Source organism: Rhodococcus sp. AH-ZY2, from assembly GCF_030916465.1.
GTDB lineage: Bacteria > Actinomycetota > Actinomycetes > Mycobacteriales > Mycobacteriaceae > Rhodococcus > Rhodococcus ruber.
The window spans coordinates 1,836,129-1,858,451 of the sequence record NZ_CP126458.1 but is presented as its reverse complement, the minus strand read 5'-3'; the positions used below and the strand labels follow the sequence as shown (position 1 = coordinate 1,858,451).

Annotated in this window: 19 protein-coding genes; 12 read left to right on the top strand and 7 right to left on the bottom strand. The window is 70.8% G+C overall.

The window, feature by feature from the left end; translation table 11 throughout:
• Positions 1–54: 54 nt before the first annotated feature.
• Together QNA09_RS09690 and galE are read left to right on the top strand one after the other, a co-directional pair.
• Positions 55–741 (top strand): metal-dependent transcriptional regulator, encoded by a 687-nt coding sequence (locus tag QNA09_RS09690; RefSeq protein ID WP_010592606.1) that lies wholly within the window; start codon positions 55–57, stop codon positions 739–741.
• 52 nt (positions 742–793) lie between these two features.
• Positions 794–1,786 carry a UDP-glucose 4-epimerase GalE gene (gene galE / locus QNA09_RS09685; protein ID WP_026137735.1) on the top strand — a complete coding sequence of 331 codons (993 nt, stop codon included), beginning with the start codon at positions 794–796 and terminating at the stop codon, positions 1,784–1,786.
• Positions 1,787–1,796: 10 nt separating this feature from the next.
• Here the strand turns inward: galE and QNA09_RS09680 are convergent, their stop codons facing one another.
• A complete protein-coding gene (locus QNA09_RS09680; protein WP_040271114.1) occupies positions 1,797–2,930 on the bottom strand; it encodes a DUF4192 domain-containing protein in 1,134 nt (377 codons plus the stop codon).
• Between the two features lie 164 nt (positions 2,931–3,094).
• The gene (locus QNA09_RS09675) at positions 3,095–3,853 is read right to left on the bottom strand and encodes a hypothetical protein (protein ID WP_010592610.1); all 759 of its coding nucleotides are present in this window, start codon (positions 3,851–3,853) and stop codon (positions 3,095–3,097) included.
• Positions 3,854–3,991: 138 nt separating this feature from the next.
• On the opposite strand from QNA09_RS09675, the gene QNA09_RS09670 reads away from it, so the two are divergent.
• The 5 genes from QNA09_RS09670 (at position 3,992) to QNA09_RS09650 (ending at position 10,981) form a co-directional block, all read left to right on the top strand.
• On the top strand, positions 3,992–4,945 hold the full coding sequence (locus QNA09_RS09670) for a proteasome assembly chaperone family protein (protein ID WP_010592611.1): 954 nt from the start codon (positions 3,992–3,994) through the stop codon (positions 4,943–4,945).
• A gap of 182 nt (positions 4,946–5,127) precedes the next feature.
• The gene (locus tag QNA09_RS09665) at positions 5,128–6,165 is read left to right on the top strand and encodes an alpha/beta fold hydrolase (RefSeq protein ID WP_010592612.1); all 1,038 of its coding nucleotides are present in this window, start codon (positions 5,128–5,130) and stop codon (positions 6,163–6,165) included.
• 108 nt (positions 6,166–6,273) lie between these two features.
• On the top strand, positions 6,274–8,778 hold the full coding sequence (locus QNA09_RS09660) for an RNA helicase (RefSeq protein WP_017680653.1): 2,505 nt from the start codon (positions 6,274–6,276) through the stop codon (positions 8,776–8,778).
• A gap of 3 nt (positions 8,779–8,781) precedes the next feature.
• Entirely contained in the window at positions 8,782–10,224 is a 1,443-nt protein-coding gene (locus QNA09_RS09655) for an amidohydrolase (protein ID WP_119699732.1), read from the top strand.
• A 4-nt stretch (positions 10,225–10,228) separates the two neighbouring features.
• Positions 10,229–10,981, top strand: a complete 753-nt coding sequence (locus tag QNA09_RS09650; protein WP_017680655.1) for a LysR family substrate-binding domain-containing protein — start codon at positions 10,229–10,231, stop codon at positions 10,979–10,981.
• A gap of 77 nt (positions 10,982–11,058) precedes the next feature.
• Here QNA09_RS09650 and QNA09_RS09645 read toward each other — a convergent pair whose 3' ends face one another.
• Entirely contained in the window at positions 11,059–11,436 is a 378-nt protein-coding gene (locus QNA09_RS09645; RefSeq protein ID WP_040271111.1) for a VOC family protein, read from the bottom strand.
• Between the two features lie 94 nt (positions 11,437–11,530).
• Positions 11,531–12,187, bottom strand: a complete 657-nt coding sequence (locus QNA09_RS09640; RefSeq protein ID WP_119699731.1) for a hypothetical protein — start codon at positions 12,185–12,187, stop codon at positions 11,531–11,533.
• A 136-nt stretch (positions 12,188–12,323) separates the two neighbouring features.
• On the opposite strand from QNA09_RS09640, the gene QNA09_RS09635 reads away from it, so the two are divergent.
• The 4 genes from QNA09_RS09635 (at position 12,324) to QNA09_RS09620 (ending at position 15,589) form a co-directional block, all read left to right on the top strand.
• Positions 12,324–13,373 (top strand): alpha/beta fold hydrolase, encoded by a 1,050-nt coding sequence (locus QNA09_RS09635; protein ID WP_308072435.1) that lies wholly within the window; start codon positions 12,324–12,326, stop codon positions 13,371–13,373.
• 111 nt (positions 13,374–13,484) lie between these two features.
• The gene (locus QNA09_RS09630) at positions 13,485–14,072 is read left to right on the top strand and encodes a cysteine dioxygenase family protein (protein WP_010592619.1); all 588 of its coding nucleotides are present in this window, start codon (positions 13,485–13,487) and stop codon (positions 14,070–14,072) included.
• Positions 14,073–14,121: 49 nt separating this feature from the next.
• A complete protein-coding gene (locus QNA09_RS09625; RefSeq protein ID WP_048772811.1) occupies positions 14,122–15,264 on the top strand; it encodes an MBL fold metallo-hydrolase in 1,143 nt (380 codons plus the stop codon).
• Positions 15,265–15,325: 61 nt separating this feature from the next.
• On the top strand, positions 15,326–15,589 hold the full coding sequence (locus QNA09_RS09620) for a hypothetical protein (RefSeq protein ID WP_010592622.1): 264 nt from the start codon (positions 15,326–15,328) through the stop codon (positions 15,587–15,589).
• A gap of 38 nt (positions 15,590–15,627) precedes the next feature.
• Here the strand turns inward: QNA09_RS09620 and QNA09_RS09615 are convergent, their stop codons facing one another.
• Positions 15,628–16,890: an aspartate aminotransferase family protein gene (locus tag QNA09_RS09615; RefSeq protein ID WP_048772808.1), complete on the bottom strand. Its 1,263-nt coding sequence runs from the start codon at positions 16,888–16,890 to the stop codon at positions 15,628–15,630.
• 58 nt (positions 16,891–16,948) lie between these two features.
• On the opposite strand from QNA09_RS09615, the gene hrpA reads away from it, so the two are divergent.
• Positions 16,949–20,869, top strand: coding sequence for an ATP-dependent RNA helicase HrpA (hrpA, locus tag QNA09_RS09610; RefSeq protein ID WP_119699730.1), 3,921 nt, complete (start codon positions 16,949–16,951; stop codon positions 20,867–20,869).
• A gap of 24 nt (positions 20,870–20,893) precedes the next feature.
• Here hrpA and nrdR read toward each other — a convergent pair whose 3' ends face one another.
• Positions 20,894–21,367, bottom strand: a complete 474-nt coding sequence (gene nrdR, locus QNA09_RS09605; protein ID WP_003935610.1) for a transcriptional regulator NrdR — start codon at positions 21,365–21,367, stop codon at positions 20,894–20,896.
• A gap of 192 nt (positions 21,368–21,559) precedes the next feature.
• Positions 21,560–22,078 (bottom strand): LysM peptidoglycan-binding domain-containing protein, encoded by a 519-nt coding sequence (locus QNA09_RS09600; protein ID WP_244213244.1) that lies wholly within the window; start codon positions 22,076–22,078, stop codon positions 21,560–21,562.
• Positions 22,079–22,323: the final 245 nt, after the last annotated feature.

Genomic DNA, 22,323 nt, shown 5'->3' with positions numbered 1-22,323 from the left:
ACCCGCCGGGGGTTTCGCCCGGTTAGAATCGGCCGCAGACGAAGGGGTGTGAGAGTGAAGGACCTGGTCGATACCACGGAGATGTACCTCCGGACGATCTACGACTTGGAGGAAGAGGGCGTCGTGCCGCTGCGTGCGCGCATCGCCGAACGCCTGGAGCAGAGCGGCCCGACTGTGAGTCAGACCGTCGCCCGGATGGAGCGGGACGGGCTGCTGCGGGTGGCGGGCGACCGGCACCTCGAGCTGACCGAGAAGGGCCGCGATCTGGCGGTGTCGGTCATGCGCAAGCATCGGCTCGCCGAGCGGCTGCTCGTGGACGTGATCGGCCTCGACTGGGAGAACGTGCACGCCGAGGCCTGCCGCTGGGAACACGTGATGAGCGAGGAGGTCGAGCGCCGCCTCGTCGAGGTGCTGCACAACCCCACGACGTCGCCGTACGGCAACCCCATCCCCGGACTGGACCAGCTCGGCCTGGACCGGCCGGTGGCGGCGGACGAGCCGCTGGTCCGGCTCACCGAGATTCCGCCGGGTAAGCCGACCGCCGTGGTCGTGCGACGGCTCGCCGAATACGTGCAGTCCGATCACGAGGTGATCGGCCGGCTGCGGGAGGCGGGGATCGTGCCCGACGCACGCGTTACAGTCGAGACGAAGCCTGGGTCGGTGGTCATCAACGTGCCCGGCCACGACGGCTTCGAACTTTCCGACGAAATGGCCCACGCGGTGCAGGTGAAGCAGGTCTGAGGCAGGCCCGTTCGCCGGCCCTGCGCGGGCCGGCGAAGAAGGGGCGCACAGCGTGAGGCTTCTGGTGACCGGCGGCGCCGGGTATGTGGGCAGCGTCTGCAGCACGGTGCTGCTCGAGCAGGGACACGAGGTGGTGGTCCTCGACGATCTGTCCACCGGCAACGCCGACGCCGTGCCGGCCGGCGCGGAGTTCGTCGAGGGCGACATCGCCACCGCCGCCGCGACGGTGCTCGGCGACGGCGCTCGGCCCCGATTCGACGGTGTGCTGCATTTCGCGGCGCAGTCGCTGGTCGGCGAGTCCGTCGAACAGCCGGACAAGTACTGGCACGGCAACGTCGTCGCGACCCTCGCCCTGCTCGACGCGATCCGGCGATCGGGAACTCCGCGGCTGGTGTTCTCGTCGACGGCGGCGACGTACGGCGAACCGGAGCAGGTCCCGATCACCGAGGACGCCCCCGCCCGTCCCACCAACCCGTACGGCGCCACGAAACTCGCCATCGACCATGCGATCTCGTCCTACACGCGGGCCTACGGGCTGGCCGCGACGAGCCTGCGTTACTTCAACGTCGCGGGTGCGTACCACGGCGCCGGGGAGAACCGCGTGGTCGAGACCCACCTGATTCCGCTCGTGCTGCAGGTGGCCCTCGGCCAGCGCGAGCACATCTCGGTGTTCGGCACCGACTGGCCGACCAAGGACGGTACGGCGGTGCGGGACTACATCCATGTCAAGGACCTCGCCGACGCCCATCTTCTGGCACTGGAGTCCGCCCGTCCCGGCGAACACGCCGTCTACAACCTCGGCAGCGGTGAGGGTTTCACCGTCCGGGAGGTCATCGAGGCGTGTCGCCGGGTGACGGGGCTGCCTATCACGGTCGTCGACGCCGCCCGGCGTGCCGGGGACCCGGCCGTGCTGATCGCCTCGAGCCGCCGCGCCGTCGAGGAACTGGGCTGGAAGCCGCAGCACACGAGCCTCGACGAGATCGTCACCGACGCGTGGGCCTACCTGCAGGGGCTCGGCGACCGGTCGCACGCGGCACGGCGCTGAGCGGCCGAGGTCACGCCGCCGGCTCCGGCGGGGGCATTCGCACCCCGAGCCGCGCGGCGATCTCGTAGCCGGTGTCGGCGAGACCGCGCACGGTGTGCGGCCGCAACCCGGCCTGCAGGGCCTGGTCGAGAAGGTCGGCCAGCCGGTGCCGCGGATTCGATTCGAGTGCGACACCCAAAGCGACCCCGGCGAGCGGCCCGTCGCCACGTACGTATGCGCTGTAGCCGACGAGAGCGGCGGCCTCGGCTCGTTCCGGGTCCGGGAGACGCCGGGTGAGCGCGATCCACAATCGTTCGGCAGTGTCGGACTCGGCACCCGTCGCGAGGGCCATCACCGCGTCCCGCACGGTCGAGTTCGACAGCAGGACTGCGAGTTCGGCGAGTTCGGGGGCGAGCAGTTCGGCGCCGTCGCCGTGCCGGGCGATGTGACTCAGGACGGCCTCGAGTTCCTGACGGTCGGCGCGCTCGCGGCCGCCGGCACGGACGGCGAGTTCGTAGGCGAGGTCGCGGGTGTCGATCGCCTCGTCGATGTGGTCGGCGACCTGCAGCCGTCCGGGCATCGGCACGGGGGCCAGCAGGTCGGCGAGTTCGGCGCGCGACCGTCGGATGGCTCCGCCCTCGAAGACCCGAGCGGCGGCGACGGGTGAGGCCTGCGGGTCCGGCACCGTCCCGTGCACGCCGCCGACGAGCGCGAACCATGTCTTGCCACAGGCGACTTCGGAGACGGCGTGGGCGCCGGCGATGCGGATCCCGTGACGATCGAGACGGACGGCGAAGTCGTCGAGCAAGCGGCAGGCTGCGGCGACGGCGGGGGCGTCCGGATGGTCGAGGCGGTCGTCGACGAGGACGACGAGCACGGCGTCGGCGCCCTCCCGGTCGCAGAGCGCACCGAACCGCTCGAAGACGTCACGCATCGCGGCCGGTACCGGATCGTCCTCGCCGGGAGGCAGCATCAGGTCGTGGCGCATGACGGCGCCGACGGCCGCGGACCGGGCGCCGTCGCGTCCGCCACCCGCGTCGGACGCGAGACTCAGCACGATCAGCGACCGCGCGGGAAGGAAGCCGAGCATGGCCGGCACGGCGGCGATCAGTTCACCCGGATCGGTGAGTCGCAGCGGGCGGGGCGAGGAAGTCGATGTGGTCATGGCCCGACTGTCCCCGACGGTCCGCGCCCCCGGAGACCGTGCGACCCGGATTCGCCGAATCTGGGGACGAACGCCCCGGTTGTGGACAACTACGGCGGTTGCGGGAGTCCGGACCGCCCGTTGTCGGCGGGCGCTGGTAGCGTGCCGCGCTCGAGCGACTGCACTCAGGCGGCGCGAACACGCTCCACGCTCGCGTCGAAGACCCGGGTGAGGCCGCCGGTGTCGGCGGGCCCGGCACCGAAGGACATGTAGGTCACCAGCACCCGCACGTCGCCGAGCTGGGCGATGCGGCTGGTCATCGACTGGGTGACCACCTCCCGGCCCTCCCCCGACCGGACGGTCCGGGTGAAGGCGAGGGTCTCGACCCCCGGGGGCGCCGGGGGCGCCGACGGGTCGAGCGTGGTGGTCACGGTGGCGGTGACGCCCCGGCGGGTCGCCGCGACGACGGGGCATTCGACGAGATGCTCGCGGTAGGCGGCCAGCTCGTCGGTGACGGCGACGAGTTCCACCGAGATGGTGGCCCGGCTGTCGTTGTCCGTGCCGACCACCATCGCGGTCCCGTCCGGGCCGAAATTCTGCGGCGGTGGCAGGCAGCCGGGTGGATCCACCTTGGCACCCTCGGGCACGCCCGTGAGATCGGGAGCGGCCTGGGCGACCGCCTGCGGCGGGAGTACCACCGCGTCGTACGGCTCGGGGAACTCCTCGGGGGGCAGCAGCAGTTCGGCGAGGGGGCGGCTCGCGGTCGCGGCGTCGCCCGTGGTGGCCAGCGCGGCCGGCTCGGGCTGGGGTGTCCCGCCGACGGTCGACGAGCACCCGGCGGCGAGCAGCAGCACCGCGCCGAACGCGGTGGCGCCCAGCCGGCGGCCGGGGGCCGGGGGGCGGCGCGGCGGCCGGACGTCGTCTCCTGCGCTGTGGGGTGCCACCGGACCTCCGCTGTCGCGTTCCGCCGGGTCGCGCCCCGGCGGAAGCTGATCATCAGTTCAACTAGACTCGAACTCCACCATGCCACGCCGGGGACCCGGCGGTATCACGGCGCCCCGGATCGAACGGAGGATGTTCGCATGGACGACCAGTCCCGCATGTACGAGCTCGAGTTCCCTGCGCCCCGGTTGACGTCCGCGGACGGCGAGGGCCCCGTCCTGGTGCACGGCCTCGAAGGGTTCGCCGACGCGGGGCATGCGGTACGGCTCGCCACCACACACCTGCGGGAGAGCCTCGAAAGCGAGCTCGTCGCGTCGTTCGCCGTGGACGAGCTGATCGACTACCGGTCCCGGCGCCCGACCATGACGTTCAAGGCCGATCACTTCTCGGATTACGCCGCCCCGGAACTCAACCTGTACGCCCTGATCGACACCGCCGGTACTCCCTTCCTGCTTCTCGCCGGCGCGGAGCCCGACCTGAAATGGGAGCGGTTCATCACCGCGGTGCGCCTGCTGGCCGAGCAGTTCGGCGTCCGGCGCACGATCGGGATCAGCGCGATCCCGATGGCGATTCCCCACACCCGCCCACTGGGCGTGACCGCGCACTCGACGAACAAGGACCTGATCGCCGATCACCATCGCTGGACGGGCGAACTGCAGGTGCCGGCGGGGGTGTCGTCACTGCTCGAGCTGCGGATGGCGCAGCACGGTCACGAGTCGGTGGGGTTCTCGGTCCACGTGCCGCACTACCTGGCACAGACCGACTATCCGGGTGCCGCCGAGACGCTGCTCGAGAACGTCGCCGAAGCCGGGGGCCTCGGGCTGCCCCTGGCCGCGCTCGGCGAAGCCGCCGCGCGCGTGCGCGAGCAGATCGACGAGCACATCGCCCAGAACGAGGAAGTGCAGGCGGTGGTCCGGGGACTCGAGCGGCAGTACGACAGCTATGTCGCCGCGCAGGAGCAGCAGGCTGCCCAGCTGCCGACGGACGAGAATCTGCCGACCGGCGAGGAGATCGGCGCCGAGTTCGAACGTTTCCTCGCCGAGTACGAGGATCGCGGCGGAAACGGGCCGGGTGAGGCGGAACCGCCCGCCTGACCGGGTTCGAATCGCCGCCGGTCCGACCCCTGATCATTACTCTCTCGTTACCTTTGACGTTGTGCAGGTCACATACAGTCAGTACGCTCGGTTCGACGAGTTGAGCGGAAGGGTCGGGCCGGCGACGGTCCGGCGCCTCGGACGACACAGGTCGACGAGGATCCGGCGGTCAGGAGACGCACATGGGTTCATCACGCACACGCACGCTCCGGCCGGTACCGGATGCGGAGACTCGGGTGGTCTTCCGGACCATCCACGGTTACCGCCGCGCGTTCCGGCTCGCCGGCGACGGGCCCGCGCTGCTGCTGATCCACGGGATCGGCGACAACTCCTCGACCTGGCAGGAAGTCATCCCGCACCTGGCCCGTAAGTACACCGTCATCGCCCCGGACCTGCTCGGCCACGGCCGCTCCGACAAGCCCCGCGCCGACTATTCGGTCGCCGCGTACGCCAACGGGGTCCGAGATCTGCTGTCGGTCCTGGGCATCGAGCACGTCACGGTGGTCGGGCATTCCCTCGGCGGCGGCGTCGCGATGCAGTTCGCGTACCAGTTCCCGCAGATGGTCGACCGGCTCATCCTGGTCTCGGCAGGCGGCGTCACCAAGGACGTCCATCCCGCCCTGCGCCTGCTGTCCATGCCGGGCCTGAGCGAGGTCCTCAAGCTGCTCCGGCTGCCGGGCGCGATGCCCGCGGTACGCGTCGCCGGCGGCCTGCTGGGGCAGTTGCACGACACGCCGCTGCGGCCGGGAGTCTTCCTGCACGACACGTCGGATCTGATCCGCGTCCTGAGCGGATTGCCCGATCCCACCGCCTACGAGGCGTTCCTGCGCACACTGCGGGCCGTCGTGGACTGGCGCGGGCAGGTGGTGACGATGCTCGACCGCTGTTACCTGACCGAGAACCTGCCCGTGCAGCTGATCTGGGGAGATCACGACAGCGTGATCCCGGTGAGCCACGGTTACCTGGCGCATTCGGCGATGCCGAATTCCCGGCTCGACGTCTTCCGCGGCGCCGGTCACTTCCCGTTCCGCGACGACCCCATCCGGTTCCTGCGGGTGGTCGAGGAGTTCCTCGACTCGACCGCGCCTCTCGTGTTCGACGAGGAGCGCTGGCGTGAGTTGCTGATCAACGGCGTCAGCGAGAGCCAGATCACCGGCGGCCCGGCCACCCGGCAGGCCGTGCTCGGTGCGATGGGCGCCGACGAGCGCAGCGCCACCTGAGCGCCCCGCCCACCGTGGCGAGCGGCGGACTCGACGGGGACGGGCGCCGCGGTCCGCGGCCGGCCGGCGCGTCGGCGCGGTCCCGCCGGCAACAACTAGCCTGGAGCAGTGCTGCTTCCGGAACTGATCCCCGACATCGTCGACGAGGACTCGTTGTTCGACGCCTTCACCGCCTTCACGACCGGGCGCGGCCTCTCGCTGTATCCGGCGCAGGAGGAGGCGCTGCTCGAACTGGTTTCCGGGTCGAACGTCATCCTCGCGACGCCCACCGGGTCGGGCAAGTCGATGGTCGCACTCGGTGCGCACTTCTTCGCCCTGGCCACCGGTAAGCGCACGTTCTACACGGCCCCGATCAAGGCCCTGGTCAGTGAGAAGTTCTTCGCGCTGTGCGAGGTGTTCGGCGCCGATCGGGTCGGGATGATGACCGGTGACGCCTCGGTGAACCCCGGTGCCCCGATCGTCTGCGCCACCGCCGAGATCGTCGCCAATCTGGCGCTGCGCGAGGGCGCCGACTCGGACATCGGCCAGGTGGTGATGGACGAGTTCCACTTCTACTCCGAGCCGGACCGTGGCTGGGCCTGGCAGGTGCCCCTCGTCGAGCTGCCCCGTGCGCAGTTCCTGTTGATGTCGGCGACCCTCGGCGACGTCACGTTCCTGCAGAAGGACCTGACCCGTCGCACCGGCCGCCCCACCACCGAGGTCTCCGGCTCCGAGCGGCCGGTGCCGCTGTCGTTCACCTATTCCCAGAAGCCGATCGGCGAAGAGATCGAGGAACTGGTCACCACCCATCAGGCCCCCGTCTACGTCGTCCACTTCACCCAGGCCGCCGCCCTGGAACGAGCGCAGGCCCTGACCAGCGTCAGCATGTGCTCCCGCGAGGAGAAGGAGGCGATCGCCGAGGCGATCGGCGCGTTCCGGTTCTCCACCGGTTTCGGCAGGACGCTCTCGCGGTTGGTGCGGCACGGTATCGGCGTGCACCACGCCGGGATGTTGCCGAAGTACCGGCGACTCGTCGAGCGGCTGGCCCAAGACGGCCTGCTCAAGGTCATCTGCGGCACCGATACGCTGGGCGTGGGCATCAACGTGCCCATCCGGACGGTGCTGCTGACCGGCCTGACGAAATTCGACGGCACCCGGACCCGGCAGCTCAAGGCCCGCGAGTTCCATCAGATCGCCGGCCGCGCCGGCCGCGCCGGGTTCGACACGATGGGCACCGTCGTGGTGCAGGCACCCGAGCACGAGATCGAGAACGTGCGGGCCCTCGCCAAGGCCGGTGACGACCCGAAGAAGCGCCGCAAGGTGCAGCGTAAGAAGGCTCCCGAAGGGTTCGTCTCGTGGGGCGAGGGCACGTTCGACAAGCTCGTCGCCGCCTCCCCCGAGCCCCTCACCTCGCGCTTCTCCGTGAGCAATTCCATGTTGCTGAACGTGATCGCCCGTCCGGGCAGCTGCTTCGAGGCGATGCGTCACCTGCTCGAGGACAACCACGAGACGCGCCCCGCCCAGCGCCGGCACATCCTCAAGGCGATCTCGCTGTATCGGGGGCTCGTGCAGGCCGGCGTGGTGCAGCAGCTCGACGAGCCCGACGAGTTCGGCCGGACGGCGCGACTGACGGTGGACCTGCAACGCGACTTCGCGCTGAACCAGCCCCTGTCGCCGTTCGCGCTCGCCGCGATCGAGCTGCTCGACATCGACTCCCCCACCTACGCGCTGGACGTGGTGTCCGTGATCGAGTCGACGCTCGACGATCCGCGGCAGATCCTCATGGCCCAGCAGCACGCCGCCCGAGGCGAGGCCGTGCAGCAGATGAAGGCCGACGGCATCGAATACGAGGAGCGGATGGAGCTCCTCGAGGAGATCACCTGGCCGAAGCCGCTCGCGGACCTGCTCGAGCCGGCCTTCGAGACGTACCGCACGGGGCACCCGTGGGTCTCGGAGTTCCCCCTGTCCCCCAAGTCGGTCGTGCGGGACATGGTCGAGCACACCATGACGTTCGCCGAACTGGTCGGCCACTACGGGCTGGCCCGCTCGGAGGGGCTGGTGCTGCGCTACCTCGCGGACGCCTACCGGGCCCTGCGCCAGACGGTTCCCGACGCGGCCCGCACCGAGGAACTCGAAGACCTCACCGAGTGGCTGGGCGAGCTGATCCGCCAGGTCGATTCGAGCCTGCTCGACGAGTGGGAGTCGCTGACCAATCCCGGCATCGAATCCGACGATCAGCAGGTGGCCTTCGGTGCGGACGTGCCCAAACCGATCTCGGCGAACCCACGGGCGTTCAAGGTGATGGTGCGCAACGCGATGTTCAAGCGGGTGGAACTGGCGTCGCGACGACGCTGGGACGCACTCGCCGGCCTCGGTGACGGACTCGAAGCGCAGGACTGGGCCGATCTCCTCGAACTGTACTTCGAGGAGTACGACGAGATCGGCACCGGTCCCGACGCGCGGGGCCCGCAGCTGTTCACCGTCGTCGAGGAGAAGGACCTGTGGCGGGTCCGGCAGACCCTGGCCGACCCCGAAGGCGACCACGGCTGGGCGCTGCTCGGCGAGGTGAACCTCGCCGAATCCGACGCGGCCGGCGAGGTCGTGTTCGACGAGTTCGAGATCGTCGAAGGCTGAGCCGTGCCGCCGCACCTCGTCCTGCGCAATGCCCGCACCGCCCCCGGCGCCGACCCGGTCGACCTGCCGATCACCGGCGACCGCGTCGTCTCCGATCCCGCGGGCGGCGCCGAGACCGTCGACGTCGGCGGACGACTGGTACTGCCGGGACTGTGGGACGCGCACGTGCACTTCGACCAGTGGGCCCTCACGCACGCCGCGCTCGACCTGTCGGGCGCGACGTCGGCCGCGCACGCGGTCGCGCTGGTGGCCGCCCGCCTGGTCGTCGACCCCGCTCCCGTCGTGGTCGCGCGCGGCTTTCGCGACGGGCTGTGGCCGGACGCACCCACCGCAGCGGTGCTCGATGCGATCGCCCCCGCCCGGCCGGTCGTCGCGCTCAGCGCGGACCTGCACTGCGCCTGGTTCAATACTTCTGCGCTACAACACTTCTCGCTGCACCCACATCCCACGGGATTGCTGCGCGAGAGCGAGTTCATGCCGCTGATGAACGACATCCAGCGCGTGGACGCCGAGGTGCGCGACCGGCTCGTGGACGCCGCGGCCCGAGCGGCCGCGGCCCGGGGTGTCGTCGGGGTCGTCGACTTCGAGATCGCCGACAATCTGGCCGCCTGGTCACGCCGCATCGGCGCCGGGACGCGGTACCTGCGTGTCCGGTGCGGCATCTGGCCCCGGTGGCTCGGTGCCGCGATCGCGGCGGGAATGCGGACCGGCGACCCGGTGCCCGGCACGGCGGGTCTGGCGACGGTCGGTCCCGTGAAGGTGATCGTCGACGGGTCGCTCGGTACCCGCACCGCCTACTGCCACGAGCCGTATCCCGACGGCGAGCACGGGGTGCTGACGGTGCCTCCGGAACAACTCGAGCCGCTGATGCGCCACGCCCACGACCACGGGTTCGAGAGCGCAGTCCACGCGATCGGCGACCACGCGTGTGCGCACGTGCTCGACGCGTTCGCCGCCACCGGGGCACACGGCAGCGTGGAACACGCTCAGCTCGTGGCCGAGCGCGACGTCCCACGCTTCGCGCGGTCCGGTATCGCGGCGAGCATCCAGCCGGCGCACGTGTACGACGACGTGGACCTGGCCGAGCGGTACTGGCCCGGCCGGACGCACCGCTCGTTTCCGTACGCGACGCTCCACGCGGCGGGCGCGCGCCTCGTCCTCGGCTCCGACGCACCGGTCGCACCCCTCGATCCGTGGCGGACCCTGGCCGCCGCGATCGACCGCACCCTGCCCGACGGCCGCGTCTGGCACCGCGAGCAGGAACTGGATCTGCAGGTGGCGCTCGCAGCGTCCACCGGCGGCCGGACCCGCGTCACCGCCGGTGACGTCGCCGACCTCGTGGTGCTCGACGCGGACACGCTGCCCCGCTCCGGCGCGGAGCTGGCCGCGACGGCGGTGTGGGGCACGATGCTCGGCGGCCGTTGGACGCACGGGCCGCTAGCCTGAGCGGGTGAGCGAAGAGTCCGCCCCGGCGTTCCGGCTGGGCTACGTCCCCGGTGTCACCCCCGGGAAATGGGCGCGGGTGTGGGCGGAACGGATACCCGACGTCCCCCTGGAACTGGTACCGGTGGCGGCCGCGGCCGGCGAGAGCGCGGTGCGCGACGGCACGGTCGACGCCGCGGTGCTGCGATTGCCGCTGCCTCGCGACGGACTGTCGGTGATCAATCTCTACACCGAGACGTCGGTGGTGGTCGTGCCCGAAGACCATGCGGTCGCGGCAGTCGACGAACTGGACGTCGCGGATCTCGCGGAGGAAACGGTGCTGCACCCGCGCGACGACGTGCTGGACTGGGCGCGCCTGCCGGGACAGGAGGCGTTCGAGCGGCCGGCTACGACGGAGGCGGCCGTGTCGTACGTCGCCTCGGAGGTGGGGGTGCTGGTCGTGCCGCAGTCGTTGGCGCGGCTGTACCACCGCAAGGATCTGACGTATCGGCCGGTGACCGACGCCCCGCAGTCCCAGGTGGGACTGGTGTGGCCGTCGGAGCGGACCACCGAGCTGGTCGAGGAGTTCGTCGGGATCGTGCGGGGCCGCACCGCCAACAGCTCGCGGGGCCGGCAGGACGAATCCCAGCCGAAGCAGAAGCGGCGCGGGGAACGCCAGGGTTCGCAACCGAGGAAGGTCGTCGGCGACAAGAAGCCGAAGACCCGCCGCGGCAATGCGGGACGCCCGAAGAGCGCCGGACGTGCGCGGCGGCGTCGATAGCGGGTCCGGCGCGGTGACCGGTCTCGGAGCGGGGAGGCTGCAGGACACCGCGCGCAGAGCCCGGCGTACCCGGCGGCTCACCCCGAACGCACGAGGCAGAACACGTGGCCGCCCGGATCACGGTAGGTACGAAAGGTAGGGCTGGGATTGGGACCCGCGACGCGGGTCGCGCCGTGCCGCAGGGCCCACGCCTCCGCGGCCTCGAGGTCGTCCACCTCGAGGTCCAGGTGCGCCTGCAACCGCACCCCGCCGTCCGGCCACGTCGACGGGGTGAATTCGGGTGCCAGCTGGAACGCCAGGCCCCCACCGGCAGGGGCACGCAACTGGACCCAGTCGTCGTCGGTGGCGGCGTCGTCGATGTCCCAGCCGAGCAGCGCGGCATAGAACGAGGCCAGCCCGGACGGATCCGGTGTGTCGAGGACGTAGACCTGAAGTGCGATGGCGGGGCGCGACATGGGCTCATGATCCCGCGAAGTCACCGGCCGGGGCCGGGGAACGCGGCCATTCGACGGCGCGGGCTCCCGTCGACGGCACAGGCCGTGCGGGCTCTCACCCGGTCCCAGGGGGCACGACCTCGATCTCGCGTCCCCACGAGACACCGGGAGCGGCGGGCAGCCGGTCTCCGCTCCAGAACCGTCCGGGGTCGTACCAGTTGCTGCCGCGTCCGCGCTGCTCGAGCAGGCCCATCGCCTCGAGGGTCGCGCCCACCACCTCGGCGCAGTACGCGCGCTCGAGGCCCGCGTCCGCCGGACGTGTGCGCCACGGCAGCCGGCCCGCGAACCAGCGCCCCGCCAGCCGGCCCGTCGAGGGGAACGGCGTGCCGTCCAGCCGGGCGACGGTGCGCAGCAGCTGATCCTCCTGCGCCGGCGTCACCTCGACGCCGAGCTGGCGCAGCCAGCCGCGCTGCCCGTACCGGGCGCTCCACACCTGCACCGCCTCGCGCAGGTCGTGCAGCTGCACACCGCGGTGGTGCCGGCCGGTCCACATGTCGGGCAGGCTCCTGCCCAGCTCGGCGTGCCACATCAGTGGGGGCAGGTCGTCGAGCACCACTGCCAGGCCGACGTGGTTGACGGGGGCGTTGGTCAGCGTCTGGATCGCGCGGTCGGCGTGGCTGCTGCCGCGAAAGATCCAGAGATCACCGGTGCGGGTCACCGCCACCGCGTCGTCGAGGGTGATCCGGGCCTGCGCTGAGCGCCGCTGCTGCATGATCGACAGCCTCTCACGCGGGGAGGTAGCGGGATCCGGCGCCGGATCGCGGCAGCGGCCGACCCGCCGGCGCCACCCCGCATCGATACGCCTCGCCCGAGGTTGACAGTGCGGCAGACGGCGCTACGGTGCAGGGATGGACCACGAGGTCCGGTACGCCGCCGGCGGAGATGTCAGCATCGCATACCAGGTGCTGGGCAGAGCGGGACCCGACCTCGTCTTCGTTCCGGGATTCGTCTCACACCTCGACCTCGCCTGGGAAGAGCGGTTCTTCGCGCGTTTCCTGCGCAGCCTGGGGTCGTTCACCCGGCTGATCTGGTTCGACAAGCGGGGAACCGGCCTGTCGGACGTGCCACGGGAGGAGGTGTCCATGGACGCCTGCGTCGAGGACGTCCGGGTCGTGATGGACGCCGCCGGGTCCCGGCGGGCGACCCTGTTCGGGGTCGCCGTCGGCGCCGGGATCTGCACCTCGTTCGCATTGAAGTACCCCGGCCGCACACGTTCGATGATCCTGTGGGACGCGGATGCCCGGCTCCTGGAGGACGACGGGTATGCGGCGGGGTGGAGCGAGGAGTTCTTCTCGTCGGTCCTGGCCGGCATCGACGAGGGGTGGGCGACGGGCTCCGGTATCGCGTCGATGAATCCGACACTGGCCGGGGACGAGCGGTATCGATCCTGGTTCGCGCGTCACGCCCGGGCGGCGGCGGGCCCGGCGCAGGCACGGGAACTGTTCCGGCTCTGCGCCGCGACCGATCTTCGTCCGAGGCTGCACGAGATCCGAGTTCCGACGCTTCTGCTCCACCACGTCGACGATCCGTGGCTGTCGGTCGAACACTCCCGCTACGTCGCGGCGCGCATCCCGGGCGCGACGCTCGTCGAACTACCCGGGATCGATCACTGGCCCTGGATCGGCGACATGGACGCGGTGCTGATCGAGATCGAGGCCTTCCTGACGGGGGTACGGCGGGGTCGCCGGAACCGCCCGGCGTGGGGGCCGGAGGCCCTGACCACCCGGGAACGAGAGGTGGGCGCGCTGGCCGTCGCCGGACTCAGCTCCCTGGAGATCGGCCGGCGCCTGTTCATCGGCGAGCGGACGGTCGAGACCCACCTCGCCAACATCTACGCGAAGCTCGGCATCAACTCGAGGGTGGAGCTGGTGCGGCGAGCGGTCGACTTCGGTCTGTGAGCCGGCCTCCGGCACCGCCGGGACGGCGCGCGACGTCCGTACTGGTACCGATGCACTCATCTCTGGTGAGCGCATACCGTTCTCTTCGAAAGCGGTTGCAGGAGGTGCATCATGAACAGGCACGCCGAACTCGGCCACCGGCAGTCGATCCACGATCTGATCCCTCGCCTGCGACAGGCGTCCACACTGCGCGACGGACCGGAGTCGGTCCGTGCGGTTCTGGCCGCGGCAGTCGCCGACGACAGCGACTGGCTGGACCCGCAGTACCAGGAGCGTCCCGAGACGCGGGACTGGGTGCTGTACCCCGTCCACCGGGCCTCGGACGGGCACCTGTCGATCCTGGTGGCGGTGTTCAGGGCCGGAGTGAGCACTCCGGTCCACAATCACGGTGCGTGGGCGGTGGTCGGCGTGTACCGGGGGCGGGAACGTGAGACGTGGTATCGCCGGCTCGACGACGGGCGTGTGCCGGGCAGGGCCCGGCTCCAGGTTGCCGACACCTTCGTGAACCCGCGGGGCACGGTGACCGTCGTACCCGACGGAACGATCCACTCGGTGGAGGCGCTCGACGGGACCGATGCGATCTCGATCCACGTCTACGGCACGGACATTCTCACGCAGAACCGCAGCACGTTCGATCTGCGGACGGGGAGCGAGGCGCCCTTCCGTCCCGACTTCACCGACCTCGGATCCGAGCGCTGACGGCCCGGCGCCGACGGCTGTTTCACCGTATCCACCGGAAGGAGGAGGGGTGACGACGAGAGCGGAGACCCGCGATCGACGATCCGCCGGACAGCTGCCGGAGCGGGACCCGGTACGGGTGGAGCTCCGGCCGGTCGACGCGGTCGATGTGACGACGCTGGTGGACAACTCCTCCGACGTGCTTCTGCCCGACGTGGGGCCCGTCCGCCGCTGGGGGCTGGCCGGATCGGCAGGTCCGCTCCCGATCGTCCCCAGCGATCTGGCGGTCGGATTCCGGACTGTCGACCTCCTCCGTGCGGAGCACGGGTTCTCCGTACTGATCGAGATCCGGGTCGGCGAAACCACGCACCGCGTCCTCTACGACGCGGGGGCCACGCCGGACGGGCTGATGGCGAACCTCGATCGGCTGGCGATCTCCCCGGACGGCATCGAGGCGATCGTGTTCAGCCACGGCCACTTCGACCACGTCATGGGTCTGCAGGGCCTCGCCCGCCGGCTCGGCTCCCGGCGCCTGCCGATCCTCGTGCACCCCGATTTCTGGACGCGCCGGCGCATCGTCGGTCCCGGCGGCGCCTTCGAGCTACCGACACCGAGCCGCGCGGCGATCGAGGGCGCGGGGTTCGTCGTCGTCGAGAACCGGCGCCCCTCCTTCCTGCTCGACGGAATGCTCCTGGTGACCGGCCGGATCGCGCGGACCACCGGGTACGAGACCGGCATGCCGGGCCATCAAGTCCACCGGGACGGCCGCTGGCGGCCCGACCCGCTGATCGACGACGACCAGGCCGTCGTCCTGCACCTCCGCGAGCGGGGACTCGTCGTTCTCACCGGATGCGGGCACGCCGGGCTGATCAACATCCTCGAGCACGCCGAGCGGCTCACCGGGGTCGGCCGGCTCCACGCCGTCCTCGGCGGGTTCCATCTCCGCGACGGTCCGATCGTCCCTCGGACGGTGACCGCCCTCGCGGCGGCGGACCCGGCCGTGGTCGTGCCCGCCCACTGCACGTCCTGGAAGGCGCAGCACGCGCTGTTCACCGCCCTCCCGGACGCGTTCCACCCCAATGCCGTCGGTAGTCGATTCGAGTTCCGGACACGCCCGCAGCCGGATACGACCGGGACGCAACGGATCACCGGACAGGCCCTGAAACACACTGTCCGCCCGGAGCGTCCGGGAGATCGCGCCGGTCGACGGTGACGAGCATCGGTCACAGGTGAGCGCGGCCCCGGCCCGACCCCTGCCGTCTAGGCTCGCGCGCATGGCATTGAAGGGCAGGCAGTGGTGGAAACTCGTCGGGCTCGCCGGAGCGGTCGGCGTCGCCGCGACGGGCGCAGTCGTGATGCGCGACGAGCGCAGGCGGCGTGCGTACACCCCCGACGAGGTACGCACGAAGCTGCACGACCGCTACGCCCGCGTCGCCGCCGCGCACGACACGCAGAGCGCGGTGCCCCTGGACGAGGTGACCACGGGACTGTGCACGCGGATCCGCACCGGGTTCCGGGGGATCCGGATCCGCCGCTGAGGCGACCCGCCCGGCCGGGCGGCTGCGCCGGCCGCCGATCACCCCAGGGCGGAGGCGAACCCGTCCGCGAGGTCCTGCACCTGCTCGTCCGTCATCACGAACGACGGCGAGATCTGCAGTGCACCCTGCCCCGCGGCCCGGCTCGAAATCCCGTGCTGCCGAAGCGTCTTCACGAACTGCAGCGCCTCGGACGCGTCGGCGAGCTGCACTGCGGCCACGGCACCGAGACCGCTGCGGACCTCCGCGACGCGCGGGTGCTCGGCCAGCGGGGACAGCTTCTCGTGCAGGGTCCGCTCCAGCCGCGCCGACTCGGCGAGCAGGTTCTCGCGCTCGAGGATGTCCAGGTTCGCCAGGGCCGCCGCCGCGGCACCGGCATGCCCGCCGTAGGTGTAGCCGTGCCGCCACCACACCCCGCCGGCGAAGAACGGTTCGGCCACCTTGGGCGACACGAACACCGCGCCCATCGGCACGTACCCGGAGGTGAGCCCCTTCGCCGTGGTCATCAGGTCCGGTTCCAGACCGAGCCGGTCCGAGGCGAACCACGAGCCGCCGATGCGGCCGAAGCCGGTGACCACCTCGTCGACCACGAAGAGCACGTCGTGCTCACGGCAGATGTCGCGGACCTCGGCGAGATAGCCCTCCGGCGGCAGGTACACGCCGCCCGCGCCGATGATCGGCTCGCAGAAGAACGCCGCGATCCGGTCGGCCCCGACCCGTTCGATGAGGGCGAGCAGCGACTTCGCGTCGTCCCACGACACCTTGGCGGCGTCGTCCCAGAGGTCGCCGTACCCCTCGGCGTTGACCGGGATTCCGGCGAGGGACGTGCCCCCGACGTGCATGCCGTGATAGGCCTTCTCCCGGCTGACGACGAGGGTCTTCTCCGGCCGTCCCAGCTCCTGCCAGTAGCGGCGCGTCAGCTTGGCCGCCGTGTCGATCGAATCCGAACCGCCGGAGGTGAAGAAGATCTTGCTGCCGGGAACGGGTGCGATCGTGGCGAGCCGTTCCGCCAGTTCGACGGTCGGCTCCGCGGCCAGGTCGCCGAAGTTGGAGTAGTGCGCCACCTTCGCCAGTTGCGCTGCCACCGCGTCACCGATCTCGGAGCGGCCGTGACCGACGTTCGCGAACCAGAGGCCGGCGGTGGCATCGAGATACCTGGTGCCGGCCCGGTCCCAGATGTAGGCGCCCTCGCCGCGCGCGACGACGAACGCACCGTCCCGTTCGACGGCACCCATGTCTGCGAACCCGTGCCACAACGCGCCCACGATCTGCTCCTGTTCCACGAACGGCGATGAAACCGCCATCTTATGCGCCGGGCGGCGCGCAGCGAGAACGCGCGCTTCGCTAGGCTGTACATCCAGCATGTCCACCTCACGCGAGACTCCGCACTCCCCCGCCCCGCCCGGGCCGACACGCCGTGACCTGAAGTCGGCCCTCACCGACGTGTCGCTGCGCGACGAGCATCGCCTTCGCCGGCGGCTCGACCGGGCCCGCCGGCCCGGGGACCTGGCGAAGATCGCCGTCGAGATCGAGCAGGCCCGACTGCGGCTCGCCGCGCGGGTGGCCGCCGCGCCGACCGTCACCTATCCCGAGAACCTCCCGGTCTCGCAGCGCAAGGACGACATCGCCGCCGCCATCCGCGACCACCAGGTCGTCATTGTCGCCGGGGAAACCGGGTCCGGCAAGACCACCCAGATCCCGAAGATCTGCCTCGAACTGGGGCGCGGGGTGCGCGGCCTGATCGGGCACACGCAGCCGCGCCGCATCGCCGCCCGCGCGGTCGCCGAGCGCATCGCCGAGGAACTCGACTCCGAGCTCGGCGACACCGTCGGCTACACCGTCCGGTTCACCGACCAGGTGTCGGACGCAACCCTGATCAAGCTGATGACCGACGGCATCCTCCTCGCCGAGATCCAGCGCGATCGGCTGCTGCGCCGATACGACACCCTCATCATCGACGAGGCACACGAACGCAGCCTCAACATCGACTTCATCCTCGGCTACCTCAAGGAACTGCTGCCCCGGCGACCGGACCTGAAGGTGATCATCACCTCGGCGACGATCGACCCCGAGCGGTTCGCGAACCACTTCGCAGCAGCCGACGGCACGCCCGCACCCATCGTCGAAGTCTCCGGCCGCACCTATCCGGTCGAAGTCCGCTACCGGCCCCTGACGATCGAGGTGGGCGACGCACTCGTCGACCGCGACCCGGTCGACGCCGTCTGTGAGGCGGTCGAGGAACTCGCCGCAGAAGGCGACGGGGACATCCTCGTCTTTCTCTCCGGTGAACGCGAGATCCGGGACACCGCCGATGCCCTGCGCGACCGCAGACTCCGGGGCACCGAGATCCTGCCCCTGTATGCACGGCTGTCGGCCGCCGAGCAGCACCGGGTGTTCACCCCGCACACCGGCCGGCGAGTGGTGTTGTCCACCAACGTCGCCGAGACCTCGCTCACCGTCCCGGGCATCCGCTACGTCGTCGACCCCGGCACCGCGCGGATCTCCCGCTACTCGGTGCGCACCAAGGTCCAGCGACTGCCGATCGAGGAGATCTCGCAGGCCTCGGCCAGGCAGCGGTCCGGGCGCTGCGGTCGTGTCGCCGACGGCATCTGTATCCGGCTGTACTCGGAGGAGGACTTCGAGGCCCGCCCCGAGTTCACCGAGCCGGAAATTCTGCGCACCAACCTCGCCTCGGTCGTGCTGCAGATGACGGCGCTCGGACTCGGGGACATCGCCTCGTTCCCCTTCGTCGAAGCCCCCGACCCGCGCGCCGTCCGCGACGGCATCGCGCTGCTCGAGGAGCTCGGGGCGCTCGAGCGGGCCGCGAAGGACGAACTGCCCCGGCTCACCGGGACCGGGCGCGAACTCGCGCTGCTGCCGGTCGATCCGCGGATGGCACGGATGATCGTGGAGGGGCACCGCAACGGATGCCTGCGCGAGGTCCTGATCATCGTCGCGGCCCTGTCGATCCAGGACGTGCGCGAGCGACCGGCCGAGTTCCAGCAGGCGGCCGACGAGAAACACGCCCGGTTCGCCGTGGAGGGCTCGGACTTCCTCGCGTACCTGCAATTGTGGGACTACCTCAAGCAGCAGCGGAAGGAACTGTCGTCCAGCAGGTTCCGCAAGATGTGCCGCGACGAGTTCCTGCACTGGCTGCGGATCCGGGAATGGCAGGACCTGCAGGGCCAGCTCCGTCAGATCACCCTGAACCTCGGCTGGGAGACCCGGCACCAGGACGTGGGGCCCGACGCGATCCACCAGTCGCTGCTGGCGGGGTTGCTCTCGCACGTCGGCCTGCGCGAGGGCGAGAAGCGGGACTTCCTCGGCGCGCGCGGAACCCGGTTCGGGATCTTCCCCGGTTCGTCGCTGGCCAGGAAACCGCCGCGCTGGGTGATGGCGGCCGAGCTCGTCGAGACGTCGCGGCTGTGGGCCCGGACGGCGGCGCGCATCGAACCCGAGTGGGCCGAGAAGCTCGCGCCGCACCTGGTCAAACGCACCTATTCCGAACCGCACTGGTCCACCAAGCGCGAGGCGGCGATGGCCTACGAGCGGGTCACGCTCTACGGCATCCCCCTCGTGGCGCAACGGCCGGTGCAGTACGGGGCGATCGACCGGGAGACCTCCCGCGAGCTGTTCATCCGGCACGCCCTCGTGCAGGGCGAGTGGCGGACGCGTCACAAGTTCTTCCATGCCAACCGCGCGCTGCTGGACGACGTCGAGGCGCTCGAGCACCGGGCCCGCCGGCGTGACATCCTCGTCGACGACGAGACCCTGTTCGACTTCTACGACCAGCGCGTCGGACCGGAAGTCGTGTCGGCGCGGCACTTCGACACGTGGTGGAAGAAGGAGCGGCAGAAGAATCCCGAACTGCTCACCTTCACCCCGGACACGGTGGTCAACCAGGACGCCGCCGCGATCCTCGGCGGCGACTACCCCGACGCGTGGCGGCAGGGCGATCTGCAGTTCCCCCTCACCTACCAATTCGAGCCCGGCACGGAAGAGGACGGCGTCACCGTCCGCATTCCCGTGGCACTGCTCGCCGGGGTCCGGCCCGTCGGCTTCGACTGGTCGGTGCCCGGCATGCGCGTCGAGCTCGTCACTGCCCTCATCAAGACACTCCCCAAGCATCTTCGCCGCCAAGTGGTTCCGGCACCAGACTTCGCCGCGGCGGCCCTCGCGTCGGTCCGGGCCCGATCCGAGCCCCTCGTCAACGCGATGGCCCGGGAGCTGTCGCGGCTCGGTGCGACACGGATCGAGCCGGGCGACTTCGACCCAACCGCGCTGCCGGACCACCTGCGGATGACGTTCGCCGCCGTCGACGAACGAGGGTCGGTTCTCGCGCGCAGCAAGAGCCTGACCGACCTGCGCAGACGGCTGGAAACCCGCGTCGAGGCCGAGGTTTCGCGGGCGGCGTCGAGCACCGAACGTGAGCCGGCACTGGTCTGGACAGCCGACACCCTCGGCACCCTCGAACCCACGGTGACACGCACCGTGGCCGGACAACGCGTGACGGGATATCCGACGCTGGTCTCCGAGGATCGTGGGGTGGCGGTCCGGGTGCTCAGCACCCCGCAGGCGCAGCAGGCCGCGATGCGCACCGGGTTGCGGGCGCTGCTCCTCGAGGCGGTCCCCGTGCAGGCGCGCGCTGCGGCGACGGGTCTGAGCAACAGCGAGCGGCTGACGCTCGGACGCAACCCCGACGGCTCGTTCGAGGATCTGCTCGAGGACTGCCGGGCCTGTGCGGTGGACGAGTCGATCGCCCGGCACGGCAAGCCGGTACGCACACCCGACGATTTCACCGCGCTGGTGAAGGTGGTGCGGGCCCAGCTGCCGGACCGGGTCGCGGCGCTCCTGAAACTCGTCGTGCCCGCGCTGGCGCGCGCACACGACGTGGAAGTACTGCTCGAGAAGGTGCGCGGCGAGGCTGCCGAGGACGTGCGGGAACAGCTGGCCTCGCTGCTATTCCAGGGATTCGTCACCGAGTTGGGCAGTGCCCGGCTCGCCGACCTGCCCCGCTATCTGGCCGCGGCGGCATACCGGCTCGAAGCGCTGCCGGCGAGCGCGCACCGTGACCGGCAGGGCATGGACGTGCTGGACCGGGTCTACGCCGAGTACGACCGCCTGCTCGCACGACTGCCGCAGGAGCGGACCACCGCCCCCGATGTGGTGGCGATCTCGTGGATGATCGAGGAGCTGCGGGTCAGCCTGTTCGCCCAGCACCTCGGGACCCGTGGGCCGATTTCGGAGCAGCGGATCCTCAAGGCCGTCGCGGCGATTCGCTGAGCGGCACCGTGTCCCGCCGGGCGATCAGTCCTCGGATCCGGTCTCGCGCCGGTGCTGGTGCTCGCGCAACTCCTTGATCTCGCGCTCGAAATCCTCTGCAGAGCTGAAGGACCGGTAGACGGAGGCGAATCGCAGGTACGCCACCTCGTCCAGGTCGCGCAGGGGTCCGAGGATGGCCAGACCGACCTCGTTGCTCGGAATCTCCGGGGACCCCTTGGCCCGCACCGCGTCCTCGACCTGCTGGGCGAGGAGGTTGAGGGCATCGTTGTCGACGTCGCGCCCCTGACAGGCCCGAGCTACGCCGCGCACCACCTTTTCGCGGCTGAAAGGTTCGGTGACGCCGCTGCGCTTGACGACCGACAGCACCGCCGTCTCGACCGTCGTGAACCGCCTGCCACACTGGGGGCATGCTCTCCGGCGCCGGATCGCAGCACCCTCGTCGGCCTCCCGGGAATCGACGACGCGGGAATCGGGGTGCCGGCAATACGGGCAGTACATGTCGATTCCTTCGTCGTAGCCGTGCTGGCCGCGACGTCGGCGTGGAACCGATGCCGTCCTCCCGAGACCGGACCCACCGGCAGGCGAATCGCTCTCGGCGCGACCACACGAGGTGGTGTCACTGACAAGAGTCGACAATACCTGCATACCCGGGTCGTCGGCCGAACCCGGTGCCTGCCTGCCCATGCCAATTCACCGCGGCGCGGACGCCGGGACGAGCAGGGTCTGGCCGGTGCGGAGGCGGCCGTCCGGCATGGCATTGAGGTCGAGGATCCGCTCGATCGCCTCGGACCGGGACACATCCGGAGCCACCCGGGCCGCGACGTCGCCGAGCGACTCGCCCGCCTGGACGACGGTGACCTCGGTGCGTGCGGCGCCGGCCGCGACCTGGCTGGTGCGCAGGTGCGCGATGCCGAGCAGTCCCGCGGTCACGAGCGCGGTCAGCAGCGCCGTCGCCAGTACCGTGCCCGGGCGGGTGCGCGCGACCCCGGCCGGCCGGTGCGGAACGCGTGAGACCCGGACCGGAACGCGCCGGTAGTCCACGATCCCCGCGTCCGGACGGACGGGGAGCCGGCGGTCTGCCGCATCGTGCGGGCGTCGCACGAGACGCGTCGTCCCGGCGCGGCGTGCCCCGCCCCCGGTGTCGTGCGGCCCGGGGTCGTCGAACTGCGGGTGGTTCCGTTCGGTCCGGCGCACTGCTGATGTCCTCATCGAGGCCTCCGTGTCACTCGTCCGTGTCACATGTCCGCGGGACAGGACCCGCGGCGGAACTTCGGTCATCGCTCGGTCGACGTTTGTTCGATCACGTGTTCGAAAGAACGTATGTTCGATGTGTACCACGTCGCCCCGGCAAAGTCAGCACAACGGGCGGAAAACGTCGAACAGATGTTTGATAACCGGGCCGCGGAGAGCTAGATTCGTTCCATCACATCCAGCTCATCCGACACACGACGCAC